This window comes from Chloroflexota bacterium (genome assembly GCA_026710945.1).
Taxonomy (GTDB): Bacteria; Chloroflexota; UBA11872; order VXOZ01; family VXOZ01; genus VXOZ01.
The window spans coordinates 62,617-87,435 of record JAPOQA010000020.1 but is presented as its reverse complement, the minus strand read 5'-3'; the positions used below and the strand labels follow the sequence as shown (position 1 = coordinate 87,435).

At 60.3% G+C, this 24,819-nt stretch carries 20 protein-coding genes and 1 pseudogene; 11 read left to right on the top strand and 10 right to left on the bottom strand.

Annotation, left to right across the window (positions count from 1 at the left end):
• Positions 1–276 precede the first annotated feature (276 nt).
• The 3 genes from OXE05_03900 to OXE05_03890 all read left to right on the top strand — a co-directional run bounded on the left by OXE05_03900 (position 277) and on the right by OXE05_03890 (position 4,883).
• Positions 277–1,080, top strand: coding sequence for a phosphosulfolactate synthase (locus OXE05_03900; protein ID MCY4436458.1), 804 nt, complete (start codon positions 277–279; stop codon positions 1,078–1,080).
• A gap of 961 nt (positions 1,081–2,041) precedes the next feature.
• On the top strand, positions 2,042–3,316 hold the full coding sequence (gene larA / locus OXE05_03895; protein MCY4436457.1) for a nickel-dependent lactate racemase: 1,275 nt from the start codon (positions 2,042–2,044) through the stop codon (positions 3,314–3,316).
• 214 nt (positions 3,317–3,530) lie between these two features.
• On the top strand, positions 3,531–4,883 hold the full coding sequence (locus tag OXE05_03890; GenBank protein MCY4436456.1) for an amidohydrolase: 1,353 nt from the start codon (positions 3,531–3,533) through the stop codon (positions 4,881–4,883).
• A 225-nt stretch (positions 4,884–5,108) separates the two neighbouring features.
• On the opposite strand, the gene OXE05_03885 is transcribed toward OXE05_03890, so the two are convergent.
• Complete coding sequence (locus OXE05_03885; GenBank protein MCY4436455.1) at positions 5,109–5,441, bottom strand: hypothetical protein; 333 nt, start codon at positions 5,439–5,441, stop codon at positions 5,109–5,111.
• Positions 5,442–5,892: 451 nt separating this feature from the next.
• Positions 5,893–6,738, bottom strand: a complete 846-nt coding sequence (locus OXE05_03880; protein ID MCY4436454.1) for a hypothetical protein — start codon at positions 6,736–6,738, stop codon at positions 5,893–5,895.
• Positions 6,739–7,127: 389 nt separating this feature from the next.
• Between OXE05_03880 and OXE05_03875 the strand changes: the two genes are divergently transcribed.
• The 3 genes from OXE05_03875 to OXE05_03865 all read left to right on the top strand — a co-directional run bounded on the left by OXE05_03875 (position 7,128) and on the right by OXE05_03865 (position 10,746).
• Entirely contained in the window at positions 7,128–8,189 is a 1,062-nt protein-coding gene (locus OXE05_03875; GenBank protein MCY4436453.1) for a Gfo/Idh/MocA family oxidoreductase, read from the top strand.
• 176 nt (positions 8,190–8,365) lie between these two features.
• Positions 8,366–9,238: an amidohydrolase family protein gene (locus OXE05_03870; protein MCY4436452.1), complete on the top strand. Its 873-nt coding sequence runs from the start codon at positions 8,366–8,368 to the stop codon at positions 9,236–9,238.
• Positions 9,239–9,636: 398 nt separating this feature from the next.
• A complete protein-coding gene (locus OXE05_03865) occupies positions 9,637–10,746 on the top strand; it encodes an aminotransferase class V-fold PLP-dependent enzyme (protein ID MCY4436451.1) in 1,110 nt (369 codons plus the stop codon).
• Positions 10,747–11,086: 340 nt separating this feature from the next.
• Here the strand turns inward: OXE05_03865 and OXE05_03860 are convergent, their stop codons facing one another.
• The 5 genes from OXE05_03860 to OXE05_03840 form a co-directional block, all read right to left on the bottom strand.
• On the bottom strand, positions 11,087–12,115 hold the full coding sequence (locus OXE05_03860) for an NAD(P)-dependent oxidoreductase (GenBank protein MCY4436450.1): 1,029 nt from the start codon (positions 12,113–12,115) through the stop codon (positions 11,087–11,089).
• A gap of 161 nt (positions 12,116–12,276) precedes the next feature.
• Positions 12,277–12,444 (bottom strand): hypothetical protein, encoded by a 168-nt coding sequence (locus OXE05_03855; protein ID MCY4436449.1) that lies wholly within the window; start codon positions 12,442–12,444, stop codon positions 12,277–12,279.
• A 69-nt stretch (positions 12,445–12,513) separates the two neighbouring features.
• Entirely contained in the window at positions 12,514–12,762 is a 249-nt protein-coding gene (locus OXE05_03850) for a hypothetical protein (protein MCY4436448.1), read from the bottom strand.
• Between the two features lie 271 nt (positions 12,763–13,033).
• Positions 13,034–13,258, bottom strand: coding sequence for a hypothetical protein (locus OXE05_03845; protein ID MCY4436447.1), 225 nt, complete (start codon positions 13,256–13,258; stop codon positions 13,034–13,036).
• 12 nt (positions 13,259–13,270) lie between these two features.
• Positions 13,271–13,516 carry a hypothetical protein gene (locus tag OXE05_03840; GenBank protein MCY4436446.1) on the bottom strand — a complete coding sequence of 82 codons (246 nt, stop codon included), beginning with the start codon at positions 13,514–13,516 and terminating at the stop codon, positions 13,271–13,273.
• 322 nt (positions 13,517–13,838) lie between these two features.
• Here OXE05_03840 and OXE05_03835 point away from each other — a divergent pair, with 322 nt between their 5' ends.
• From OXE05_03835 to OXE05_03820, 4 genes are all read left to right on the top strand, one after another.
• Positions 13,839–14,807 carry a hypothetical protein gene (locus tag OXE05_03835; GenBank protein MCY4436445.1) on the top strand — a complete coding sequence of 323 codons (969 nt, stop codon included), beginning with the start codon at positions 13,839–13,841 and terminating at the stop codon, positions 14,805–14,807.
• Complete coding sequence (locus OXE05_03830; protein MCY4436444.1) at positions 14,804–15,769, top strand: hypothetical protein; 966 nt, start codon at positions 14,804–14,806, stop codon at positions 15,767–15,769. Before OXE05_03835 ends, OXE05_03830 begins: the two co-directional genes overlap by 4 nt.
• Before the next feature lie 311 nt (positions 15,770–16,080).
• A complete protein-coding gene (locus tag OXE05_03825; GenBank protein MCY4436443.1) occupies positions 16,081–18,540 on the top strand; it encodes an MMPL family transporter in 2,460 nt (819 codons plus the stop codon).
• Between the two features lie 27 nt (positions 18,541–18,567).
• Entirely contained in the window at positions 18,568–19,605 is a 1,038-nt protein-coding gene (locus tag OXE05_03820) for a methyltransferase domain-containing protein (GenBank protein ID MCY4436442.1), read from the top strand.
• Positions 19,606–19,644: 39 nt separating this feature from the next.
• Here the strand turns inward: OXE05_03820 and OXE05_03815 are convergent, their stop codons facing one another.
• Both OXE05_03815 and OXE05_03810 read right to left on the bottom strand, forming a co-directional pair.
• Complete coding sequence (locus OXE05_03815) at positions 19,645–21,069, bottom strand: cytochrome P450 (GenBank protein ID MCY4436441.1); 1,425 nt, start codon at positions 21,067–21,069, stop codon at positions 19,645–19,647.
• Between the two features lie 24 nt (positions 21,070–21,093).
• Positions 21,094–21,614: pseudogene (locus tag OXE05_03810) on the bottom strand (GPP34 family phosphoprotein).
• Between the two features lie 328 nt (positions 21,615–21,942).
• Here OXE05_03810 and OXE05_03805 point away from each other — a divergent pair.
• Entirely contained in the window at positions 21,943–22,977 is a 1,035-nt protein-coding gene (locus OXE05_03805) for a Rieske 2Fe-2S domain-containing protein (GenBank protein MCY4436440.1), read from the top strand.
• 273 nt (positions 22,978–23,250) lie between these two features.
• Here the strand turns inward: OXE05_03805 and OXE05_03800 are convergent, their stop codons facing one another.
• Positions 23,251–24,705 (bottom strand): FAD-dependent oxidoreductase, encoded by a 1,455-nt coding sequence (locus tag OXE05_03800; GenBank protein ID MCY4436439.1) that lies wholly within the window; start codon positions 24,703–24,705, stop codon positions 23,251–23,253.
• Between the last annotated feature and the right edge of the window lie 114 nt (positions 24,706–24,819).

Sequence of the window (24,819 nt, the reverse complement as noted above, 5' to 3'; positions counted from 1 at the left end):
ATCTCCTCTAGGAGAGAGAACTGCTCATCTCCTCTAGGAGAGGGAACTGCTCATCTCCTCTAGGAGAGGGAACTGCTCATCTCCTCTAGGAGAGGGAACTGCTCATCTCCTCTAGGAGAGGGAACTGCTCATCTCCCCCAGGAGAGGGAACTGCTGGCTTCCCCCATGGAGAGGGAATTGCTCGCCTCCCCCAGGAGGGGGAACTGCTCGTCCTGGGGAACATGGACTATTCAAGCAGATGAATGCATAACTTTGTAAACGAGGAGAGATTAGCGTATGCCACAAGCCTGGGAAGGAATTGTCGATCCGCCGGTACGGACGCGCGTAAACTCAAAGCCGCGCGCTACCGGATATACGATGGTGCTTGATAAGGGGCTGGGAATGTACGCCACTGCAGACTTGATGCAGATGGCGCGCCACGTCATCGATTCGCTCAAGCTCACCTTCGGCACCTCCGCTTTCTACGAAGAGAGCGTGCTGCGGGAAAAGATTGCGCTTGTCCAGGACGCCGGCGTGGACATCTACCCCGGCGGGACGTTCTTGGAGGCAGCGGTGGCGCAGGGCAAGCTGCCGGAGTATGTGCTGCGTGCCAAAGAGCTTGGCTTTAATACTATCGAGGTCTCCGACGGCACCATCGAAATGGATGCGGCCACCCGCACAGACATCATCGAGCGTGCCAAGGACGCCGGGTTCAAGGTCCTCACCGAGGTGGGCAAAAAGGACCCCAAGGACGCTATTGCTACGACCACGATGCACGAGCAGATTGCCAGCGACCTCGCGCAAGGCGCAGATAAAGTGATCGTGGAGGCGCGGGAGTCCGGTCACGGCGTCGGTATTTTCGATGCCAGCGGCGACGTGCAGAGCGATATGGTGCAAGAAATCTTGGGCGGCATCAACAACGTGGAAGACCTCATCTGGGAAGCGCCGATCAAGAACCAGCAGCAGTGGCTTATCCTCGAATTCGGCCCGAACGTCAACCTGGGCAACATTCCGCCGGAAGACATCCTGGCGCTGGAGGCGCTGCGCTGCGGCATGCGCGGCGATACGTTGAAGCAGGCGCTCGCCGGCACGTGGCCGTAGAGAGAGCTTTCTCATCTGAGTGTACCGCTCGCCCATGGCTGGCAGGCAGCGGGTGCTGCTGTCGAGTCAGTGTGAGTGTGGAGGATCTAAAGGACGTGCCCTCACCCTGTGCCTCTCCCGTGGAGACCCTTGTGAAACCCAAGCCGGCAGGCACGTAACCCCATTCTAACTGGGGAATTCTTTGCACAACCCAAGCCTACCGGCGAGTAAACCCCCTCTCCCAGGGGAGACCGTTGCGTAACCCTAGCGGCAGCGAGAGAGTTCCCTCTCCCTCGACGGGAGAGGGCTAGAGCCTGCCCCGTACTCGATACGGGGGTGAGGGTGAATCTCCTGCATTCGCTACAAATGCATGCCTATTTCTAAGTGATACATCTTGACACCACACACTTTATGAGTCCCTTGCAGCCAAGAGACCCCCACACCCCAACCCTCTCCCCTGTACAGACCGGGGACATGGGTTACAGTTGTTCGGGGACATGGGTTACACATTTTACTGATTGACACCTACGAGAACTTTGGGTTGGTCCGGGATTGAAACGAGACTGGCGACACAGTGCACTTACTTTCAGCCTGTCAGCTTGTGCCAGAGAAACAAACTGTGTGCATAAGGATATTGAGTGGATCTAACTTTCAAGGCAAGGACATCGCATACTACGAAAACCCCCTCGTTCTATGGTGTTACCCATGTCCCCGAACAACTGTAACCCATGTACCCGGTCTATACACTCCCAGGGAGAGGGAGTGCCCCTGCCTGAAGGTGGGGTTATGCAAAGGTCTCCAGAGGAGAGGGCGGGGTGAGGGGAAATGGATGCCGTTCAGGCCCAAATCCGTCTGTTTTGAAGAGATTTCCAATGTTCTCTACGGGAGAGAGGATGCCTGGCTCGGCCCATCCCCGGTGCAAATTTGGTAGGAGCTTCCCGAGAGCGATGCGGCCGTGCGAGACTTGCGAGGTTTGTCCTGCGTGACACTAACTGACTACTCGATAAAGTACGGCGCGGACGCCCTTACCTTTTCCTTGCCCGACGCGGCAGATGTGACGGTAATCGAGCCGCGCTCGGTAGCAGGTGTGCCGGAACCCGCGGCTGAAGTGGAGCGGGCCCTGGGCGAGGCATTGGCCGGGGGACTGCTGCAGCAGCCGGGCAAGACGGCAATCGCCATCAGCGATGCCACGCGACCGGTGCCGAACCATCTCATTCTGCCGCCCCTGCTGGCTGAACTTCACGCAAAAGGTGTCAAGGGAGAAGAGATATCGATAATCGTCGGCACCGGCAACCATCGTGCCGCATCCCCCGACGAATTCCCCGGACTGGTTGGCACCGACGTAGCGCAACGCTACCATGTGGTCTCCCACGTGTTCGATGATCCGGCGAAGCTTGTGCGGCTTGGCGAAACCAGCCGGGGAACGCCGGTAACCATCAATCGTACGTTTGCCGAGGCGGATACGCGCATTATCATCGGCATGATCGACCCCCACCAGTTCGTCGGCTACACCGGCGGCTGTAAGGGCGCCTTCATCGGTCTGGCAGGGAGCGAGACCATTACTGCAAACCACTCGATGCTCAGCGATCCGGCGGCACGGCTGGGCGTCTGCGACGGCAACCCGGTGCGGGAGGATATCGATGAACTCACCGGCTTCCTCTCGATTGACCTTGTGGTAAACGTCGTGCTCAATGCTGCCAATGACGTAGTGCGCGTCTTTGCGGGCGATCCGCATGATGTGCTGGCGGCGGCGGTGCCGCTGGTGCAGGATGTCTGCGAGACCGCAGTGCCTTACCCAATGGATGTGGTTGTTGCGTCTCCCGGGGGCTACCCCAAAGACATCAATCTCTATCAGGCGCAGAAGGCGCTGGCACATGCCTGCGAATTGGTGCGTCCCGGCGGCAGCGTCATTCTGGCGGCGGAGTGCCGCGAAGGCGCAGGCGATGACCTTTACGAGGCGTGGATGGCCGCAGCAGAATCACCGCAGGACGTGGTGACTCGGTTCGAGCAAGAGGGCTTCCGCATGGGCGCGCACAAGGCATTTCTCTTTGCCCGCAGTATGCTGAAGGCGCAGACCTATCTTGTGTCGAGCGGAGTACCGCCGGAGCAGGCCCGCAGGCTCCACCTGATGCCCGCGGTCACCGTCGAGGACGCGCTGGCCCTAGCACTTCAGGACGCCGGTGACCCGCCGCGCGTCGGCATCATGCCGCGCGCCTCATCCACCATCCCGCGCATCATGGCGCCGGCACGTATATAATTGCGGAAAGCCTTGAGCTTGCCAGCGTACAATAAAATATGCGCTCTTGAGACTCGTCATTCCCGCGAACGCGGGAATCCATCCGCTCCGTGCACCCAGGAAATTGGCATGCGGCGGAGCAACAGAGAGTGTCGGATTAGCTTCTGGGGTGTGTACGTCGCAAGCAAGTAGCAATCCTCTATGTACTTCCTATGACTATTCGAGGAGAAGAAACATGGCCGCAACGAATGGCATATCCCCGGCGCAACTCAAGCAGACCGTAAGCGAGACGATTGACGGTCAATTCGAATCCATTACGGGCATCGCGGACCGCATCCTGCGGCATCCGGAAACGGGATACAAGGAATTCGAGACTGCCGGGGTGGTGGACGAGTGGCTGACAAAACTGGACATTCCCCACGCGACGGGCATCGCCGTGACGGGCGTAAAGGCCGAGATCGACACCGGACGACCGGGTCCGACCGTGGCTATCATGGGCGAGTTGGACGCGCTGCCGGTGCCCGATCACCCGCACGCGCATCCCGACACCGGCGCCGCCCACGCCTGCGGCCACAACAACCAGATTGCGTCCATGCTGGGCGCTGCCATGGGCTTTACGCAGTCCGGCGTGCTTGAGAATCTGTGCGGCAGGCTTGTCTTCATTGCGGTGCCGGCGGAGGAGTACGTGGAGGTCGGCTTCCGGCAATCGCTCCGCGACCAGGGCACAATCGAGTTTCTGGGCGGCAAACCGGAATTCATCCGCCTCGGCGCGTTCGATGACGTGGACTTTGCCATGATGGTGCACACGACCAGCAGCGCCGAGGACGGCATCGTCTGCATGACGGGGACGAGCAACGGCACGGTGGCCAAACACGTGACGTACCACGGCCGCGCGGCGCATGCCGCCGGTGCGCCGCATAGGGGCATTAATGCGTTGAATGCGGCGACCCTGGCGTTTACAGCGATACAGTACCAGCGCGAAACATTCCGCGACGAGGACACGGTGCGCGCGCACTTCATCATCAAACGCGGCGGCGAAGTAAACAACGTAATCCCCGCCCTCGTGCAGATGGAAGGCAAGGTGCGCGGCAAGACCATGGAGGCCATGCTGGAGGCCAATGAGAAAGTGCAGCGCGCGCTGAAGGCGGGTGCGCTGGCGACCGGCGCTACCGTGGATATCGAGACGTTTCCCGGCTACTTCCCCATGATTCACCACACACCGCTGGCAGACCTCTACCGCGAGAATGCGGTGTCGCTGGTGGGTGAAGACAACATTAAGACGCGCGACCACGGCACCGGCTCGACGGATATGGGCGATGTAATGCACGTGGTGCGCGGCATCCATCCGGCCGCGGGCGGCGCGACAGGTACCGGCCACGGCAACGACTTCCTGCTTGCCGACGCCAACCACGCTATCATCAACCCGGCAAAGCTCATGGCCCAGACGGCCGTCGATCTGCTGGCGAACGGCGCGGAAACGGCGCACCGCGTGATGGAAGAGACCAAGCCGCCGCTTTCCAAGGAAGAGTACCTTACCCAACTCCGCAGTCTCGCGCAGACTGAAGAGTATAACGGGGCGGAACAGTAGCAAGAGTTCGCCGCACAAGGGCAGCCCTCTCCGCTCGTTCACCGTGCGACAGGCTCAGAGCCAGTCTGCGCCGAGCACTTGGACAAGCTCAGTACAGGCCCGTCGAAGGATCGAAGCAGTCCGTACCGAGCTATCTCGCGCAGCGCCTGTGGAAGCAGGAATTGACAGTGGCGCCGCACTCTGCAATGTCTACTGAGTACGGCTGGTTGCTCAGAGATCCTAGCTCTAGTCCTTGAGTACGAAGTAGACCAGCACCGTGCAGGTTTCACCGGGTGGGAGTTCGCCCGCGAGCCGGAGCCAGTTGCCAAAGTGCGTTAACCGGGCCATGGTCAGCCCGTCCGGTTGCTCTGGAATCCGTATGCGCGTGCCTTCATCCAGCCAACGGATGCCGTCCGGCGAAACCTGCACTGCCGCGCTGTGGCCGGAAGCACCACTCTTAAGGACGCGAATGAAGATCAGCGCCTCCGCCGCCCAGCCGGCCTCGTAAGGCTCCGTGGTGTAAGCGCCTTCCCATGTGACGTTGCGTTCGACAACAGCGGTGTAAACCTGTCGCGGCATCTGCCTTAGAACCCCTTAATATCCTCACTATGAAATCTGCACCGTAGGGGCACGACATGTCGTGCCCTTACTCCAGCAAGCAGCCGGAGTTTGTTAGCGCAATTCCCTTTGCTAACCTGATTCTATCTTCTTGACAGGTGCGAGATCGTAAACCATATACCAATCTCTCGGGCGCTCTGCCAAGCCTGGCCGTAATCGCCTTGCAAGTAGGCGGATCGTGTGCTTTCGCTCCGGTAGCGCAGGCCCTTCGACAGAGCCTGTGCTGAGCCTGCCGAAGTGCTCAGGACACGTTTGCAACCTGCGTGCCTGATCGCCAAGCCAGCACAGTCTTTGTTCAGAAGCCACTGACTTGGGCTCTTGGCTCGATGGCACGGGTCAAGCATTCTGAGGCGGGAGACAAGCCCCCGCGCCACGTCCCAGCAGTACTTCGCAGCTCGGCATATCGCAGTCTCTACTCCTCCAGCGAAACGACCACCGAATCTAAATAAAGGAATGCCCGCCTGTCGGTAGCCGTCTCAACAAAGAAGGCCGTATTCAGCATGCACCAGAGGTCGGCATCGGTGGGCGCGCGAATGGGCGAGAGGTCGCTCAAGGCAAACGTGTGGTCATTGCACTGGAGCTCGGCGTAATTCATGGTATGCAAATCGCACGTAAACCGCAGGTAGTGCCAGTTGAACTTGGTGGGCAGCTCGTTGTAGCAGAGGCGCTGCTGCGCGTTGGGAATGTCTTTCCAGCCGCGCGGGTCCAGGTGAAAGAAGGACTTTATCTCACCGCTGTGGCCGACCACGTGGCGGGACGGCAGATCATCGCGGTATTGCCACTGGTAGCGGGGCATGCCCTGTTCGACATTGCAGTAGCGCAGATGCGGCATGGCCCGCTGCTCGTCGTCCTGCAGATCGAAAAAGACCCCAAAGCTGCCGACGTCGTGATCACCCAGCGTCAGTGCGCTGGATTCGGGCTTGACCGCGAAGTAGCACTCCACTTGGACGCGCCCCTTCTTGCGCCACGTCGCGCGCTTAACCGCCACCGCCAGATGTCCGGCGCAGGCGCGGGTGGCGAGCTTGAGCGAGTACGTGTCGGAGAGCGATCCGGCCGTGCCGGTGTCCCACATGGTAGCACTGCTCAGCATGGGCGGACGCAGGTCGCGGAAGGGCGGCAGAATCGTATCCAGGCTGCCCTCGTAGTTGCCGATCAACTCGCTCCAGCCGCACATGCCGGTGTCGAAGTCATCGGCAAAGAGGATGCGGTCGAGTGGGTTGAATTTGCTAAGAAACGGGTCAGAATTGACGCTTTGCATGGGCACACGCGCTCTTGCGAATCTGCTCTTTCACTATAAACGCCGCCTAGCTAGTCCAAGTATATCACTTGAAAATCCGACGCCCTGCTCGTCAACCGCCGCAGCCTATCCAACGTGGTAAGATACCTGCATACAGGCCTAGAATCGAAGCGCGTCATCGCGAAAGTGCGTGATGTCCGGCCACTCCTGCCGGCCGAGTGAGCGCTGGCAAAGCGGAGGCGCGAGGCAGCGGGCAATGACTACCGTTGGGCGCGGATGCCGCAGAGCAGTGACAAGGCGCTTTTCGCCCCCGTTGTTGTGCAATTTGAAAGTGGCGGTGTGTCTGGCGTACGTGAATGCACGGACAGCAGTACGTGCTGAGACAGTTGGTGTCAGGTGAAGGCAAGGCTATGGCGAAGGTGAGAATGGGCGTGATTGGCGCCGGTTGGTGGGCGACCCAGCATCACATCCCCAGCCTGAAGACGTACGCGAAAGCCGACCTCGTCGGCGTTGCCGACGTCAAACCGGCAAAGGCGAAGACCGCCGCCGACTACTACGACATTCCCCGGACTTACGACAGTCATCAGGACCTGCTGGCGGCAGGGGTCGACGGTGTCGTGATCGCCGTGCAGCACGCCTATCACTACGAGGCGGCCCGCGACGCGCTGGACGCGGGCGTGCACGTGCTCGTTGAGAAGCCGATGACGCTCACCGCTGCCGACGCCTGGGACTTGGTAGAACGCGCCGAACGCAATCAGACGCATCTGATGGTCGGCTACACCAGCCAGTTCACGCGCCACGCGCTGGCGGCACGGGAGATCGTGCAGTCGGGCAAGCTTGGCGAACTGCAGATGGTGTCCGGCATTTTCACGTCATGGGTCGAATCCTACCTGCGCGGTAGACCGCAAGACTACGCGGAGGCCTTCGGTTTCCCCGTGACCGGCCCTGAGGCCGAAAGCTATTCAGACCCACAGATGGCGGGCGGCGGTCAGGGACACTTGCAGGTGACGCACCCGATGGGCATGGCGTTGTGGGTCACCGGCCGGCGGGCGGTTGAGGTTTTTGCCTACATGGAGAATTACGATCTGGCAGTGGACATAGTCAACGCGTTCAGCTTCCGGCTGGACAACGGGGCAATGGGCACCATGGCGTCCACCGGTGCCATGCGGCCGCACCAGCGGCTCGATCAGGGGTTTGTGTATACGGGCAGCAACGGCGTTCTTCGCCAGGATATGGCCGGAGGCCGCCTGGAGGCCCAGTACAACGACGGCACCGCCGATGAGTTTGTAGACCTTTCCGAGGAGGAGCGCTATCCGGCGCACTTGCCGGCGCGGGGGCTCGTGGACGTCATCTTGGGCCAGGGCGAAAACCGCGCCCCGGGCGAGGTGGGCGCGCGGGTTGTCGAGTTCCTGGATGCGGGGTACCGGTCCGCGGCTTCGGGACGGGCTATCAGGGTCGATTCATTGCGCTAATACCGATTCTCAGCGCTAGCATCGTTTCCCAGCGCTAGTATCGTTTGCCTGGGCTGGTATCGTTTTTGAAACGGCTTGAGGAGTAACCAGGCTCTGCATATGATCCCCTCTCCCTGAGGGAGAGGGTTAGAGCCTGCCCCGTACTTGATACGGGGGTGAGGGGGAATTCTTCGCCAATGAACAAGCTGGCGTTCGTCGATGCGCACGTCCACTTCTACGACATGCAGCACCCGGAGCTCGTCTACGGCCACTGGCAGCCCGGCGTACCGCATCCCGTTTTGGGAGAACAGATCCAGCGCCTGGCCGAGCGCAACTATCTTGCCGAGGACTACATCGCCGAGACCCGCAACGCCAACGTCACCAAAGCCATTCACGGGCAGGCCGCCATCGGCAGCCCGGACCCGGTCACGGAGACCGAATGGCTGCAAACAGCCGCCGACCGCACGGGCTTTCCGCACGCCATCGTTGCCTACGCCGACCTGCGCGATCCCGGCGTGGAAGCCGTGCTGAAACGCCACTGCCAGTCGCCCAATATGCGGGGCATACGGGACTTCTCCCACGGTGACTATCTGGTTGCGCCTGACTTTCAGCGTGGTTTTGCCCTCTTAGATAAGTACAACCTTGTGTCGAGCATTGCCGTAACGTGGCAGGATATGGGAAAACTCCGGGAGCTGGCGGGCAAGTTCCCCAATGTCATGATCGTTGTTGATCACACCGGACTCCCGGAGGAGCGCACGGACGAGTACTTTGCACTGTGGAAGGGCGGCCTAGAGGTTGCAGCCACCTGCGACAACATCCGCTGGAAGATTTCCGGCCTCGGCATGAGCGACCAGACCTGGACGGTGGACAGCATCCGGCGCTGGGTGCTCGCGTCTATCGAGACGTTTGGCGTCGAACGCTGCATCTTCGGCACAAACTGGCCGGTGGACTGGCTCTGGAGCACCTACAACAACCAGATTGATGCTTACACGGAAATCATCTCAGGCTTCAGCCATGATGAGCAGATTGCGCTGTTTTCAGGCAATGCCGAGAAGCTTTACCGCATCTAGGCGCTGACAGTCGGCAATTGTGCGCATGCAACGTAAGGTAAAGGTTTCTCACAGGCTGTAGCGCGGGGGCTTGTCCCCCGCCTGAATAAGGAACATGGGGCGTGGTCTCCGATGGTCTTGCATGAGGTGAGGTAATGCCGTAGGAGTCACAGGTCCCCTGTGAGTTGATCCTAGAGCGGCGCAGGTTGCAAACCTGCACTACCGGGCAGAGGGCAGGGAACACGATGGTCTTCGCCCGGCAGTTATTGTGACAGCAAAGGGGCTCATCCCCCGCCTCTTGGCGAGAAGGTCACACACTAACTCATCAGGGTAACTGTCAGCGGCTACCGTATGGTCGCGCAAACTTTATGGGCTCTTCCCGATACGAGGGAGACCCGCAGCAGCAAGAGGAGCGGTACATGATTACGTATGACGACCTGAGAGTCGGCACGTTCATCAACGCCAGCGGCACCGTAACGACGCTGGGCGGCAGCCTGATGCCGGAGCCGGTGGTGGAGGCCATGGTGCAGGCTTCCCGCAGCTTTGTCGGACTTGACGAGCTGCACGAAGAAGCGGGCAAATGGCTTGCAGCGAAGATTGGCGTACCGGCCGCGTTTATTGCCTGTGGCGCCGCCAGCGGTATGCTCGTGGCGGCCGCAGCCTGCTTGACCGGCACGGACACTGATCTGATCCGTGCAATTCCGGAAGTGCCGAGCGGCAAGAACGAGTTTGTGATTAGCTACGTGGACGAGCACACGTACGTTCATCAGGGCTTTCGCGTCGTTGGTGGCGTGCTGGTGGCCGCCGGCACCAGCACGGGCGTTACATCAGAGGAACTGATCGGCGCGATCACGGACCGCACGGCGGCGGTGGTGCACTTCCTCGGCAAACAGACCAGGCAACAGTTGATCGAGGTCATCGCCGGAGCGCATGAGCGCGGCGTGCCGGTGATCGTCGACGCCGCCGCCCAACTGCCGCCTCGCTCCAACCTCGCGGAGGTCGTGGGGCTGGGCGCCGACCTTGTAATCTTCAGCGGCGGCAAAGGCATGCGCGGTCCGCAGGCCACAGGCCTTGTGCTGGGAAGACCCGATCTCGTGGAAGCGGCGCGCCTGAACGGCAGTCCGCAGAGCGCGGTGGGTCGCGGCATGAAGGTGGGCAAGGAAGAGATCATGGGGCTGCTGAAAGCAGTGGATCTCTACCTGGCGCAAGACGAAGCAGCGGAGCTTGATGACTGGGAACAGCAGATGCGTACAGTAGCGGCAGCCGCGCACGGCCTGGAAGGCGTAAGCGGAGAAGTGCGCCGCAAGGACGAAGGCGCCAGTTGGGATATCGTGCCCCACGCGCAGATCAGATTTGGAGGTGAGAGCGGCAAACAGGCCGCCGCCGTTGCGCGTGCCTTGCGGGAAGGTGAACCCTCGATCGACGTGCGGCTCAACGAGGAGGGCATACTCATCAGCCCCATGACCCTCCAGCCCGGCGAAGCGGAAATCGTCGCCGAGCGCCTCCGGGCAGTCTTGCAGGCGCGTTAATAGGCTTGCCAAAATCGCCTTGTGTTCGCGTCTTAAACGTAGCGCGGGGGCTTGTCCCCCGCTCTGGGACGGGAACATCGCGGCGCTGGTCTCGGTTGCCGTGGTCGCCAAGAATGCACAGGGCAGGGAAGATGGATTCCGCCCCCCCGCACGGGGGCGAGCCTGCGCGGGAATGACGAATCACGAGGGGGGCTTGTACCCTTGCTCTTGGCACGTGGAGGTCGCTTATTGACCCCACGGCGTTCGGCTGGTCCATAACGCCGTAGGGGCACGATATATCGTGCCCCTACGCAGTCAATCAAGAGTTCAATCTGATTGCTTCGCAACAATCCCGCGGGACTTAGAAGTCTCCCGTCCTGCTCTCGTATTTCGTCGGCTTGCCCAGCGTCGCGCCCTCGTGCTTGACCCACGTGGCAACCCAGTCGATAATCTGTTCCGCCGGTACGCGGGGCGCGCCGAATGTCTCCACGTAGCGCGTCGCATCGCCCAGCAGGGCGGTAGGCTCCGGCTTCCCGGTGAAGATCGGCGCGACATCGAGCCGTTCACCCAAAGCCTCGGCCACCGCTTGCACGGAAAGGGTTTCCGTACCGGTCAGGTTTATCACGTCAGCAGGACTGGCGCAGAGCGGGAACGAACGGGCCAGCATGTCGCAGGCGTCGCCCTGCCAAATCTGATTGGCGTAGCCCATAGATAGGTCGATTGGCGTCCGGTCATTCACCTTGGTAGCGATATCCAGGATGATGCCGTAGCGCAGTTCCGTGGCGTAGAAGAGCCGCACGATGAGGGTAGGGGTGCTGTTCTTTTCTGCGTAGTATTCCACCAAGCGCTCGCCGCCCAGGCGGGATTCGGCGTACTCACCCACCGGCCCCAGGGGCGCGTCTTCATCAGCGCCACTGCCGTCCACCGGCATGAAGCGGTAGACGTTGCCGGAAGACACGTAGACCATGCGGGAATTGGGAAAACGCTCCATGAGCTTGGCCGGCACGAGCGTATTCATCGCCCAGTTCAGAGAAGGCGCGCCGCTGGAGCCGAACTTGAACCCCGCCAGCAAGTAAAGATACGGCGCATCCGGCAGCTTGGCCACGCTTGCGTCGTCCAGCAAGTCGCAGGCCACCGTCTCCACGCCGACGCTATCCAGGTAGCGGCGGGATTCCGGCGAGGAGAAGCGCGAGACGCCAATCACGCGCTTGGCGCCCGCGCGCACCAGTAGCTCCGCTAGCGTAGGGCCCATCTTGCCCGCCACACCCAGCACCATGATGTCGCCGTCCAGCGCCTGCACCGCTGCACACACTTCCGGCGTGGGCGCGGTCATCTGCGCCATGAGTTGTTCTTCGGACCGCAACGGCGGCAGCACTGTTTGCTTGCTCACGACATGCTCCTCTAGGGCGAGAGAAAGTTTCTCTACAGTATAGCGCGGGTCACTCATCGACTACAGACGGGCTCGTTGGTCTTGGCGGGTGGTTTCAGTGGGGCGGCCCAAGCAACGTTACCGGACAACGCAAAGCGCGGCCCATGGTAAGCGCGTGTGCCTTACTCCTGCTGCAACGCGGCAGCGAGCTTCTGCGGGCTGGGGATGCTCTCCATGAACCTCAGTTGCTCCTCGCCCGCCTCGTCGTAAACGACAAGGGATGGCACCGCGTGAATATCCAGACGGTCCGCGAAGGCGCGTCCGACGGGCGTATACTGGCTGAGCCGCACGATGTGCGCAGTCTCGCCGAATTCTCGCTCAATCCCATCGACCGTGGGGCGTGCCGCGAGGCTTTTCGCTCAGTAGTGGGAGAACAAGACGACAATGACCGGCGAGCCCTTACCGATGAGCCCATCCAATGCCGCGGTGTCGGTGAGGTGCGTTTCACGATAGCGCAGGAGCGACGCCACGGCGACAAGACCAAGGCCAACCAGCGTTACAAGCGCCAGGCCAGCAGCCTCCGGCAACCAAAAATAGGCCGCCACCGCGCTGGCAGGGAGGACAAAGATTACGAATAAGAGGTAGGAGTACTGGTTGACGAACCGCATTGCGTCTATCCGTTCCGACCGTCTTCCCATTGTTGTATTGAAACTATAGCACACTGCGAATATAGGGATCAGGCCGTTACTCCAAAACGAGGAGGAATGCTTGCTCCATCTTGATGTAGGCAGCGCATCGCTCCTGCACTCAGCAGTCGAGTGGCGGTGGGGTGTCGTCGCGGCAGGAGCTATTGATTCCGTGGCAGGGCCCGGAGAAGCGGTGCTGGGACGGCGAACTTGCAATCACGCCGCGCGTCCCGATGGCCGAGAAAAGGCCCAGCTACTCGTGGCCGAGCGCATCCAGCACCGGTTGGTGCTTGATCACAATGCCATCCTTGCGCAGCCGTATCTCGCCTTGCCCGTCGAAGACCACGAAGGACGGCACCAGGCGCAAGCCAAGGCGGGCCGTAATCGCCCGTCCCGCCGGCGTGTGCCGGTTCAGCCGGATGACCCGCACTGCGTCGCCAAGATCGCGTTCTATCCCATCGACGATGGGGCGTGCCACCAGGCACCCCGCTCAGAAGTTAGAATACACGGCTAACAGCACCGGCAGTCCCCTACCGATCAGGGCATCCGGCGGAGTCCCACTGGTATCGTCATCTCGATACCGCGAGACCGAGCCAATCGCAATGAAGCCAACCAGCGAGAGGAGTATAGCCAGCAGGCCAACGGTCCCCGGAAACCATTGAGCGGCGGCAAAGATGCAAAGTGATACCACGAAGACCCCGATGAAGATGAACGAATACTGGTTCGCGATTTGCATCGTGTCACATCCTTGTGTTTGATGCGGCATTCATGCTACATCGCAATTCTAAACGATAGAGCCCGCATTTGTCGGGTGAGAGCGCCAAAATGCTGATTTGCTGCCCGCATTAGCCTGTATGGGGGCTGACCGCCCAACTGCCGGCCGCTCGTAAAGTGCCACTCGAGCTGCCATGACTGCGTGGAGCGGGTGCTCTCTCAAGCAAATTGCCAAGTGGAAAGCTGTTTGCTCACCTTGCCAGGGGCTTTACGCACACCGATTTCGGCTGCGTTTTGCCAATGCGCTACAATAGGTGCAAGTTAGCGAAACGAAGAGTGCCAATATGACATTGCGAGAACTCTACGAGACTTCGATACAACTCGGCATGGCGCTTGACGTGCGGGGAGAGGCAGCTCTTCAACAGCAACTCGATCAGCGCCGGGCGGAATACGCAGCCCTGCCCGAGTGGGAGCAGCCCTTCTACGACCAGGAGCGGTTCCGCAATCCCTTTGGCGACGTGCGCATTGTCAACGGCCCGGCGGACGTGGAGCTTGAGACGATTCTCCTGGGCATCAACATCGGCCTCGACGAACTCCTGCTGGCCGACCGGCTGCGCAGCAAGGGTACCAAGATTGATGCCGTAATCGCCCACCACACCAATGGTATCGGCGTCGCTATCTCGCTGGTGCATGACTTCATGCCGGTAGCGATAGATTTTCTGGTAGGTGAAGGCGTGCCGCGCGGAGACGCCGAGGCGTGCATCAACCGTTTCATCGAGGAAAAGGAGCAGGCGCTTGAAGATACGGCACGCATGGGCCCCGACATGGCAGCGTTGCTCGGCTTCCCGCTGGCCTGCATCCATACGCCGGCAGATTACTACATTGGCGAAGGCGTCCGGCCTGTGGTGGAAGCTGCAAGGCCCAAGACCGTTGCTGACGTGGTGCGGGCGCTCATGGTGATACCGGAGGTGCAGAGCGCGGCGCATATTGGCGTTGAGCCGCGTGTAATGAGTGGGGAAGAAAAATGGCCTGCCGGGCGCATGCTGCTCAAGTTTGGCGGCGGGTACGGCTTACCACCGGACGCGTACACGCTGCTCGGCAAGGCAGGCGTGAACACCGTGGTGCAGATAGGGTGCACACCGACACAAGCAATAGCGGCCCAGGGGGCGGGCGTGGCGATCGTGCGCATTGCCCACGCGGCGTGCGACAACATTGGCATCAACTTACTGCTGGATGAGGTAGAGCGCCGCCTGGGACCGCTCAACGTCATTCCGTGCAACTACTTCGAGCGAATTAGGCGTAACGAGCGATGACCCTACGCGAGCTCTACGAAACTGCCATCGAAATCGGCCTTGAGGTCGATCCTAGGGGGCGTGAAGCCCTTGACCGCCAGCTCGCGCAGCGGCGGGAAGAGTACGCCGCGCTGCCGGACTGGCGCAAGCCGTACTACGACCAAGAGCGGTTCAACAATCCATACGGCGACGTGCGCATCGTCAACGGGCCGCAGGACACCGAACTCGCTACCATTCTCATGGGCATAAACATCGGCACCCAGGAACTTCTGCTGGCCGATAACCTGCGCGACGGCGGCACGCGCATCGACGCCGTGGTTGCCCACCATACCAACGGCATCGGCGTCCCGGCGGATACGCTCATCTACGACACCGTGCCCTACCTTGTTGATCTGCTGGCCGATGCCGGGGTGGACCGGGCTGACGCCGAGCCCCACATCCAGGCGATGATGGCCGACCGCTGGCAATACGCCGAGGACTTCAACCGCAACGGCATCGACATGGCGCAACTGCTTGGGTTTCCGCTGGCGTGCATCCATACGCCCGCCGACTTCCATCACGGTCAGGGCGTGCGTGGCGCCATCGAGGCTGCCAACGCAGCGACCGTTGGCAACGTGGTGGAGGCGTTGCTGGCGCTCCCGGAGTTCCAAGGTGCGGCGCGTATTGGCGCGATCCCGCGCATAATGGCAGGCGATGCCGAGCAGCCGGTGGGCCGGATCTTCCACCAGGACGGCGGTGGTTGGATGTTTCCCGCTGAGGTGATCCCGCTGCTGAGGGAGGTCGGTGTCGGCACGTTCGTCACCATTGGCTGCCCGTCTGAGCACCAGAAGATAGCGGAAGAACTCGGTATGGGCTGGGTGCGCATGCCCCATGGCGCGTGCGATAATGTGGGTCTCAACCTTTTGCTCGATAAGGTTGAGCAGCGCCTAGGGCCGCTCAACGTCATAGCATGTAGCTACTTCGAGCGCGTCAAGCGCAACTAGATACGGTATAGTGCCAGGTGTCAGATACGGGACTGAATGGCGCATGATCGAATTGGGTGGTAGATCTTGTGTCATTCTTGCTGAAGGAATTCGGTAGCCGGCAGGGTGGTCTGTCGGAGAGACAATGCGCCCGGACGACACTTGGCTGGCGCCGGCGGGCTACCAGCCCGCCACGGATGCAGCTTAAAGAGGGATAGTGGGACAAGCTGCGGCAAGGACGTGCCGAACCGCAGTAGCAGTGTCACATTGGGTCGGAGTCGAGAGGCAGTTCCCGTCGCGTTACGGGGCTTTCTCAGATTGAGAGGAGTGCAATGGAGAATCAACTTGGTAGGCTGAGCCGCTTAATTACAGCCCGCCCGTGGATCACGATTTTCGTCATCCTGAACATAACCGTTTTCCTGACTGCCGGGGCGGTACGGCGTGCGCCTCCTCCCGGAGACGAGGCAATACTTCCTCCAGGGAGTACCGTTGCCGACGCCATTGCTGAAATTGATGAGTTCTTTGGCGAATCCGGCGAAGCCAATGTGGTGACGCTCATCTTCCGTGGAGACGCGCTGACGCCTGACGGCCTGGCGCAGATGGATGCCCTGATCAACGAGATCGTCGCCGATCCTGCCGTTCAGGAGCTCTTCGCGCCGGTCAATCCCCTCGTCGCGCCCGTGTTGCTGATTAAGGCTGTGCTCCAAACGGACAACGTCACGTCCATCACACAGGAACAAATCAACGCGGCCCGCGGCCCACCCGAGATTCAGGCGGCGCTTGACGCCCTGACCGGCACCGATACGGATGGTACAGAGGTGGCGATTGCCATTGTTCGTCTGCGGGACACGGGTGATGAGCGCATTGACGACGCTGAACGCAAAATTGACGAACTTGCAGCCGCGTCTGAGGGTACGCTGCAGGTGAGCAGCGTTTCACCCGCGATAATCGAGGACGAGTACAAGAAAGCTACCCAGGAAGGCATGGGGCCGTTGATTGGGCTGGCGCTCTTGCTCATCGCGGGGCTAATCCTGCTTTTCCTGCGTACGTTGACTGATTTATTGCTCACACTGGCCGGTCTGTTTATTTCGCTGATGTGGATCGTTGGTGTGGAAGGCTGGCTGGGTCCCTACGCGCTGGGCATCACCGGACCGCCAAACCAGCTTACCGCGATGGTGCCAATCATCGTAATCAGCCTTACGGTAGACTACGCGATTCAGATCGTCTCGCACTACCGGGAGCAGCGTCACGAAGGCGAGGCGGTGGTACCGGCCGCCCAGATCGGACTGCGCAAAGTCACCATTCCGCTGGTACTGGCCGCCGTCACGACAATCGTGAGCCTGCTGGTGAGTCTGTTTTCTCCTATAGGAATCATTGGTGATTTCGGTTTGATCGCAGGACTGGGTGTAGGCATGACTCTCATCGTGATGCTTACGCTGCTTCCGGCCGGCCGGACGATCATCGACCGGCAGCGGGAAGCCCGGGGCAATCTCAAGCAGCCGCGTTTGGTAGCTACGGCATTGCCCGGAATCGAAGGATTGGCGACCGTGCTGGGGAAGAGTATCACGCGCGCGCCTGCGCCGTACCTCATTGTTGTGCTTGGGGTTACGATCGCGCTGGGGTACGCAGCCACAGGGATCAAGTCTGAGTTCAACATCCGCGACATTCTGCCCAGAGGGGGCACCCTGATGGCGGACTTGGACACCATTGATGCGGCGATTGGCGGCTCAACGGAGATAGTTAGTGTGCTCATCAGAGCGGAGGCCACAGAGACCCGCACGCTGTTGAACCTGCGGGACTTCACCGCCGCCTTCGCGGACGAAGAGAGCCGCCCCGCCGCCGCGGCGGGACCAATCCAGGCATCGTATGAACTCCTCGTGCGAGACTGGATACACGACAGCGGCCAGCCCGGCGACAAATACGATTCTGAGCTTGCCGCCCTCTTCCAAGAAGCCTCGGCGGGACTGAGACTTGATGCCGGGTTGATGCAGGAATTCCTCAACAGGCTCCAAGCCCTGGACCCGTCGCTTTCGTATCTCCTGGTTAACGATCCTGCCGGCACTGACGCAATGCTGCTCCAGTTCCCGGCCTACTCGGGCGATACCAATCAGGCGAAGCAAATTCAAGAGTCCCTGGAGGACCTCTGGATCGGTGATGACAACGCTATCGCAGCAACATCTGAGGGCATCATTGGAATCACAATCACGGACGCCATTACTGAACGGCAGACAGAAGCGATTTCTACCACCATCGCGGTGGCACTCGGCGTGCTGGCGCTTTTCTTCTGGATCACCGTGCGCCAGCCGGTGCTATCCGTCATCGCGGTGGGCCCGATTGTGCTCGTGCTCATCTCGGTGCTGGGCACCATGGCGCTGCTGGATATTCCCTATTCGCTCGTCACGTCTATCATCACAGCGCTCTCGGTGGGTATCGGGGTGGACTACACCATCCACGTGATTCATCGCTACCGCGAGGAATACGCCCGCGGGCGGGACCCGGAACAAGCGGCAATCCGGACACTCGCCACCACCGGTTCGGCGCTGTTGGGTTCCGCGCTCACGACGGCGCTTGGACTTGGCGCGCTAATTGCCTCGCCGCTGCTTGCTTCCCAGCAGTTCGCAATTGCGGCTTCCATTACGATCCTCTACTCGCTGTTAGTGTCCATTCTGCTGGTCCCACCTGCGATGACAATCTGGGGCGCCTACCAAAATGTGCGGCTGCGCTCCAAGGTGAAGCGCTGGGCGGATGAGTTGGACCTGGAAATCGAGGCCGTGCAGCGGCGCTACGAGTAGAAACAGTACTCCGCAAAGGAAAGAACCTTGCAATTCCGCAAACTATCCAACCGGCTGAAGGCTCAATACCGTGGAACGGACGTCCACAGTCGCGTGAATCGCTTCGATGGCTGGATGGACAAAGCACACGTGGAGGACGCCGTCCCGACGGGCTACGACCACGCCGAAACTGTCAAGGAATACTACGACCTCTGCGGCGAGTTCATGGAGTTCGGTTGGGGTGAGTCCCTTCACTTCGCACCGCTGTCGCCCCATGAAAGCCTGGAGGACTCCAAGATCCGTCACCAGCGGCTGATGATCGCCAAGTTGGAGTTGCGCGAGGGCATGACGGTGATCGATGTCGGTTGCGGGGTCGGCGGCCCGCTGCGCCGTGTCGTCCGGGAGGCCGGTGTCAGGGTAGTCGGGGTCAATAGCAACGAAATCCAGTTGGACAAGGCGAGATCGTTGGACGCCGAGGCGGGGCTCGACCATGCGATCGACTACCTCGCGTGCAGCTTCATGGACATGCGCGCCATCGCGGACAACTCATTCGACCGGGGGTACGCGATCGAGTCGACGTGCCATGCGCCGGACAAGGCGGGCGCGTTTGCCGAGATCTACCGCGTGCTGAAACCCGGGGCCCTCTTCTGGGGCCAGGAGATGTGCATGACGAGCAAGTTCAATCCCGGTGACGAGCGACACCGGGCTATCAAGAAGGAACTGATGCACGGCATCGCGCTCAAGGATGTCGCGACGATGGACGAGGTGGACTGTGCCCTCGAAACTGCAGGATTTCAGGTCATAGAAGGGAGGGATCGGGCTGTTGGGGAGAACGGTCCGACCACGCCGTGGTATCGGCCCATGGAAACCCGGCACGGAACGCTCGGCAACGCCCTTATCAGGATTCCGCTGGGCCGCAAGGCGGTTTTCGGGGCATCCAGGTTGGCCGAGGTGCTGGGGGTGTTCCCAACGGGCTCCGCCCGTGTCGTCAAGCTGCTGGATCGGACTGCCAACGCCTACGTCGCGGGCGGCAAGACCGGGATATTCACGCCGCTATATTGTTTCCTGGCTCTTAAGCCCCTTTAGTCCCTCTCCTTCCCGGTTTCTCGGGCGATCCATGGTGCATTAGACGTTTATCTCGCGTCTCTGATCGGCAATGACGAACTTCAGCTTCCCGCTCGGTTTGTTGGACGGGAACGGGCTGAACGTCAGCTTGTGCTTGAATTTCTCCGGGGATACCTCGAGCTTGAAGTAGTGCGCGATCATCAGCACGTTGATCGCCAGTTGCCGTTCCATTAGCCGAGTGCCGAGACAGGTGTGTGTACCCAGGCCGTAGGGGGCGTACGCCCGGCTGCGATGCTCAAAGCGCGGCGCCGTATAGCGTTCAATATCGAATTTGAAGGGTTCGGGAAAGGCACTTTCCATGTAGTGTGAGGCGGTCGTAGCGATATGGATCCGCGCGCCCACCGGCAGCTCGAAGCCCTCCACCACGCAGGCGTTCATGACGTTGCGAATAGACATGGGCACAACCGGGTACATGCGCATGACCTCCATGAGGAAGCGGTGCGTGACGTCGAGTGCTTCCAGGGTGAAGTCTTTGCCCTGCGGATCGCCATCTCTAAACAAGGCGTCGGCTTCTTTCTGAATCCTTGCGTACATTTCGGGCTGCGCCGCCATGGCGTAGACCGCGAAGCTCAGCGCATCGCCCAGATACATGCTGGCAAGCAACGGCGCCGAGAGCATGAACGGCATATTCGATTCCGGCAGGAACTGCGGATCGCTGGCCTGAAGGCTGAGAAGGTCATCCGCAAGATCCCGTGGACGACCCGCGCGCTGGGAGGGCGTATGGACTTGCTGGACCCGGCTCGTCACCTCATTGACGACTTTCGCCCGGCGTCTCATGCCGGGGGTATAGAGCATGAACTTGGGTAGAACCCGCGCGACGTGTGTGCAGAGACCCCGTTCTTTGTATGCCATGAGGTCATCGACGATGTCTTGTGACTCAATGTTGACGATGAGCGGCGAAATTTGCGCATTGATCATCCGCCGGCACAGCGACCGCGCAGAATAGGCATCACCGACCTTCCAATCCGCCATATACGCGCGGGCGTTGCCATAGACCTCATCCAGTTGCGCCTCCAGTCTCTCGCGTGAATACCCCGGAGACATGGCCTTGCGCAGCCGGAAGTGGTCGGCTCCATCCACGGCGGGAATGAGTCCGGACGCGCCGTAGACCTTCTCGAAGTCGGCAAAGTAATCCCGCGCCCGTAGGTACTGCCGCCCGTTTCGTTGCACCCATTGATTTACGCGGGGCCCGCCTATGAAATATAGAGGCTCGGAAAAGGGCGGACGCAACTGAAACACCGGGCCGTACTCTTTTCTCAGTTCCGCAAAGATCGCCGCAAGGTTGCCGCTGCGCAAATGCGGATTCAGCAAAACCTTGTGCAATGGGACAACCGGAATCGATTTGGCAAGGGCGGAGCGCCGGAGCAAGCCTCCGGCAAAGTTGTTGGCGACCACCTCGGCGACTGACCGGCCGATTAGACTCATCCTGCAGAGGAGTTTGATACGCTCTTCAGACTCCTCATCAAGCTGGAAGATAAAGCGCAAGACATCGCACGTGTTGAGGAGGCTGATTACAATAGCATCTCTCAAGCTGGGAATCTCGTTGTCGAAAATTGCTCTGCTCACACGAGTCTTAACGAACTCAGCCGCAGTCACTTCATGCGATTCGGAGTACAGTTCCGTCCGCCACGAAGACCGGGACAGCGTCCAGAATTCACCGTCGTGGTAGTCCAGAATCTTCAACTCAACCAAGCGCTCCATGATCTGGTCGACGATTGCCGGGGCGCGAAAAACAAGCCGCTCGATCCAATACTGCACGTTATGTGCTTCCGGTTCTTCGGCAATTTTCTCCAGAATTGGATCAAGACGGGGTTACCCGTCTCCGTGGGATTGAGGACTCTAAGGGCTTCCCTATCCATGTCAATGCGGGACCTGACCAAGAGTTCGGCAAGTATGGCGCCGACGATGGCGCAGTTGAGGTCCCAGCCGGCCACCTGGCGAAAGTAGCCGGTCTCCTCATTGAGGAGCATCAGGACGAGTTCTTGAGGCAACGTCAACTCATGGGTGGCTACACGGTCGGTTGCGATTGCCATTTGCGTTGCCTCCGGGGGGGGGGGTCAGGATTGGCCCAGATCGCCCTGGCGCATCGCACCACCGGAAAGTGATGGCACGGCTTCACGGGCAATGGGTAGGGTGAAAATTGGGAAGCGAAAGTCTGCCGCTTGCTATAGTAAACCTAGCGGCAGTAGGAAATGTACACGACGTATGTTACCATAAGCGTACACTACCCGACAGACACTCACATGTCAATCCTCAACTCAGTGTGTCCGGATTCTAGTTATGCAAACCTCCTCCCCCATGCCCGTGTCTGCTGCCATACCTTCTCCATTTCCAGAGGGTTGGTACTTCGTCGCCAGCCGCAAGGACATCGAGAAGGAAAAGCTCATCCACAAGACCTGGATGGGTGAGAACATCGTCGTGTATTGCGATGATAGCGGCCAAATCTGCGTTGCCGAGGCCTATTGCCCGCACCTGGGCTCCGACCTGAGCCCTGCTGCCGGGGGCCGCGTGCGCGAGGGCCGGCTCGTATGTCCATTTCACGGCTATGAGTTCGATGCCACCGGCACGTGCGTCGCCACCCCCTACGCGCCTCCACCGAGGCACACAGGGCTGCGGGTCTTCGAGACCCAGGAAATCGTCGGCATGATCTTTGCGTGGTATGGCATTCACGATCGGGAGCCGCAATGGCACCTACCCGCAGTTGCGCCCGACGATGGCGATTGGTGCGATCTCGCGATCCGCACGGTGCGCTTTGCCGGCCATCCCCAGGAGACTTCGGAAAACGCGGTGGACCTGGCCCACCTGCGCTACATCCACGGCTTTGGCAAGGTGGAACGCATTGAGCCGGTGTCGGTGGACGGTCCCTATCTGAGGAGCCGATTCAACTTTAGGTCCACCCGTTCGATCGCGAGAGTCGCAAAGCTCACGTTTGATCTTACCGCCGACACGCATGTCCACGGACTCGGCTATTCATTCGTGGACATTCGCGAACACTCGATCGGCATGGACATGCGTCTCTGGGTGCTGGCGACACCGGTGGACGGCACGTTCATCGACATGTCGCTGGCCTCGCAAGTGCGGGAGTTGCGCAAGCCGAATCGCTGGCTCGCAGGCCTGGGTTTTCTGCCGGTGGGCATGCGCGCGCCAATCATGAACTGGTTTACGGCGTCGCAGCAAGTATGGGAAGTACGGCAAGATGAGGTCATTTGGAGCCGCAAACGGTATCAGTCCCGCCCGCGCCTCTGCCGTTCCGACGGCGAGATCACCAGGTACCGCCGCTACTGCGCCCAGTTCTATCCCGACGTGAGCGAAAATGGCGGCCCAACTGCCTGACGTTGCCGACCGGTTGACCGCCGTGGCTGCTGCACGGCTCACGTCCTGCCCGCTTAGCGCTTTGCCAGAGATGGAGTGGGCGTTCCTCGCCAAGTGGCGGGGGACGAGTCCCAGCAACATTGCACGTACTCTTCCGGCAAGGAACAGTGCACTCTCAGTGCCCCGCAACTCCGGTAGCGCAGTCCCTTCGACAGGCTCAGGACACGTTTGCAACCTGCGTCCGCTGGTGGCGCGGTCGCCGTTCCGAGTGTTCTGGCGGGGGAAAACCCCGTGCTACGCCTTCCTGAAGCGCCAACCGTACATGATCCTGCCGTAGTAGTTGAACATGCGCCTTGCCCCGGGATTATCAAAGGGGTAGTCTGCACCGAGCTGCCGTGCCGCTGCGAGCCCGGTCACGAAGCAGGTCTCTTGGCTGTTGACTAGGGTGTGCGCGCCGCAGTGCCACGTCCGCCGCTTGCCCTGAATGAAGCGAAAGATGTTCACGAGCCACGCGACGTGACGCACGTCGTGAACGATGTGCTGAAACCACCACTTCTTCACGACCTTTCGCTCATCGATGGGACTGATCGGGTTATACGTCACCAGGCAGGGCTTATCCGAGCGATTAGCCCACGGTTGCTGGTTGTGCATGATGTAGGTGATTTCATAGTTGTCCGGCCTGGCGCCGTACTGTTCGATGTGATTGCTCCGGGTCGTCAGAGGCTTCACGTCGTTGTCCGGCAGGACTGAGGAATCCGAGTGGACGACGGTATGGTTGTGGAGCTCGCTCTCGTAGCGAATTGAAGAGAGAATATACCGCTCCAGAAACGTGGGCTTGTCGAGGATCATCAGCGTCTGGTTCGCGTTGCAGGCGAAGATGACTTCATCGTAGACCTCTCGGCCACCGGCTTCGTCCTCCACCACGACGCGGGATTCCTGTCGATACACCTTGCGTACCGGCCTACTGAGGTAGATCTTGTCTTGGAAACCAGCCGATAGATTCTCGTAGATACGCCGTGTTCCCTGGTCCCACGTCTGCATCGGCGTGGCGCTCTCGATATCGAAAAACTCAAGATACCGCGCGAAGAGCGACGCGGGCATATCGAACACGTTCGTCGCCATGAGAAAATTGACGAACATCGGCTTCAGAATCTTGAATCTGAAATCTCCGGAATAGGCTCCCCAATTCAGCAGCGTCCCCATGCTTAGGTAGTTGAAGGGGTTGAGAGCGTTGAGCAGCTTCGACTGGGAACGAGTCAACCCGCCAAACCAGTGGAGACGCCGCAGGAGTTGCTGGAACTTCTGGATCTCGAACCGCAGTTGCTCTCTAATTTCGGAATCGAAGTCGTGGGCATACACCTGGCCGCGGTATTTCACGCTGTAGCTAAACTTGGTATCGATCAGATCGATGCCGAATTGCTCCATTAACAACAGGATGTGATGGTAAACCGACGGGATGCAGGCGGTGACAGAAATGTCGAAAGGGATTGAGGAGCCGTCTTCCTGCGGCATATCGGCCGTAATCGCATTCCCGCCAATCTGGGCCTGCGCCTCGTACAGCCGGAAGTCAAAGTGGTCCGGGTGATGACTAAGCGCCCAGGCGGCGCCCAGACCTGAAATACCTCCGCCAACAATCGCAACTCGCCGCAACATCTTCCCTGCCTCGCCGGATACGATGGCTTCCTGTCGGGTTTCCGCGGCCTGCCGTCCGGTCAGCATGCGAAACGCGGGTGAGGATAGCGTCCTCATTGGTCCCTCGAACCGGTGTCCAGGCACTCACCCATTGTACAGATGGGAGTGTACACTGTGAGAGTGGATTGGGGAGGGGGTGATTGTACGTCTTCTTCGACGCATAGTTTCGAT

What these genes read in the sequence shown, in the direction of transcription:
- OXE05_03900 (MCY4436458.1), top strand. Translation starts at nt 277, where the DNA reads ATGCCACAAGCCTGGGAAGGAATTGTCGATCCGCCGGTACGGACGCGC.
- OXE05_03890 (MCY4436456.1), top strand. Translation starts at nt 3,531, where the DNA reads ATGGCCGCAACGAATGGCATATCCCCGGCGCAACTCAAGCAGACCGTA.
- OXE05_03885 (MCY4436455.1), bottom strand. Translation starts at nt 5,441, where the DNA reads ATGCCGCGACAGGTTTACACCGCTGTTGTCGAACGCAACGTCACATGG.
- OXE05_03880 (MCY4436454.1), bottom strand. Translation starts at nt 6,738, where the DNA reads ATGCAAAGCGTCAATTCTGACCCGTTTCTTAGCAAATTCAACCCACTC.
- OXE05_03875 (MCY4436453.1), top strand. Translation starts at nt 7,128, where the DNA reads ATGGCGAAGGTGAGAATGGGCGTGATTGGCGCCGGTTGGTGGGCGACC.
- OXE05_03870 (MCY4436452.1), top strand. Translation starts at nt 8,366, where the DNA reads ATGAACAAGCTGGCGTTCGTCGATGCGCACGTCCACTTCTACGACATG.
- OXE05_03865 (MCY4436451.1), top strand. Translation starts at nt 9,637, where the DNA reads ATGATTACGTATGACGACCTGAGAGTCGGCACGTTCATCAACGCCAGC.
- OXE05_03850 (MCY4436448.1), bottom strand. Translation starts at nt 12,762, where the DNA reads ATGCGGTTCGTCAACCAGTACTCCTACCTCTTATTCGTAATCTTTGTC.
- OXE05_03840 (MCY4436446.1), bottom strand. Translation starts at nt 13,516, where the DNA reads ATGCAAATCGCGAACCAGTATTCGTTCATCTTCATCGGGGTCTTCGTG.
- OXE05_03835 (MCY4436445.1), top strand. Translation starts at nt 13,839, where the DNA reads ATGACATTGCGAGAACTCTACGAGACTTCGATACAACTCGGCATGGCG.
- OXE05_03830 (MCY4436444.1), top strand. Translation starts at nt 14,804, where the DNA reads ATGACCCTACGCGAGCTCTACGAAACTGCCATCGAAATCGGCCTTGAG.
- OXE05_03825 (MCY4436443.1), top strand. Translation starts at nt 16,081, where the DNA reads ATGGAGAATCAACTTGGTAGGCTGAGCCGCTTAATTACAGCCCGCCCG.
- OXE05_03815 (MCY4436441.1), bottom strand. Translation starts at nt 21,069, where the DNA reads ATGAGTCTAATCGGCCGGTCAGTCGCCGAGGTGGTCGCCAACAACTTT.
- OXE05_03805 (MCY4436440.1), top strand. Translation starts at nt 21,943, where the DNA reads ATGCCCGTGTCTGCTGCCATACCTTCTCCATTTCCAGAGGGTTGGTAC.
- OXE05_03800 (MCY4436439.1), bottom strand. Translation starts at nt 24,705, where the DNA reads ATGAGGACGCTATCCTCACCCGCGTTTCGCATGCTGACCGGACGGCAG.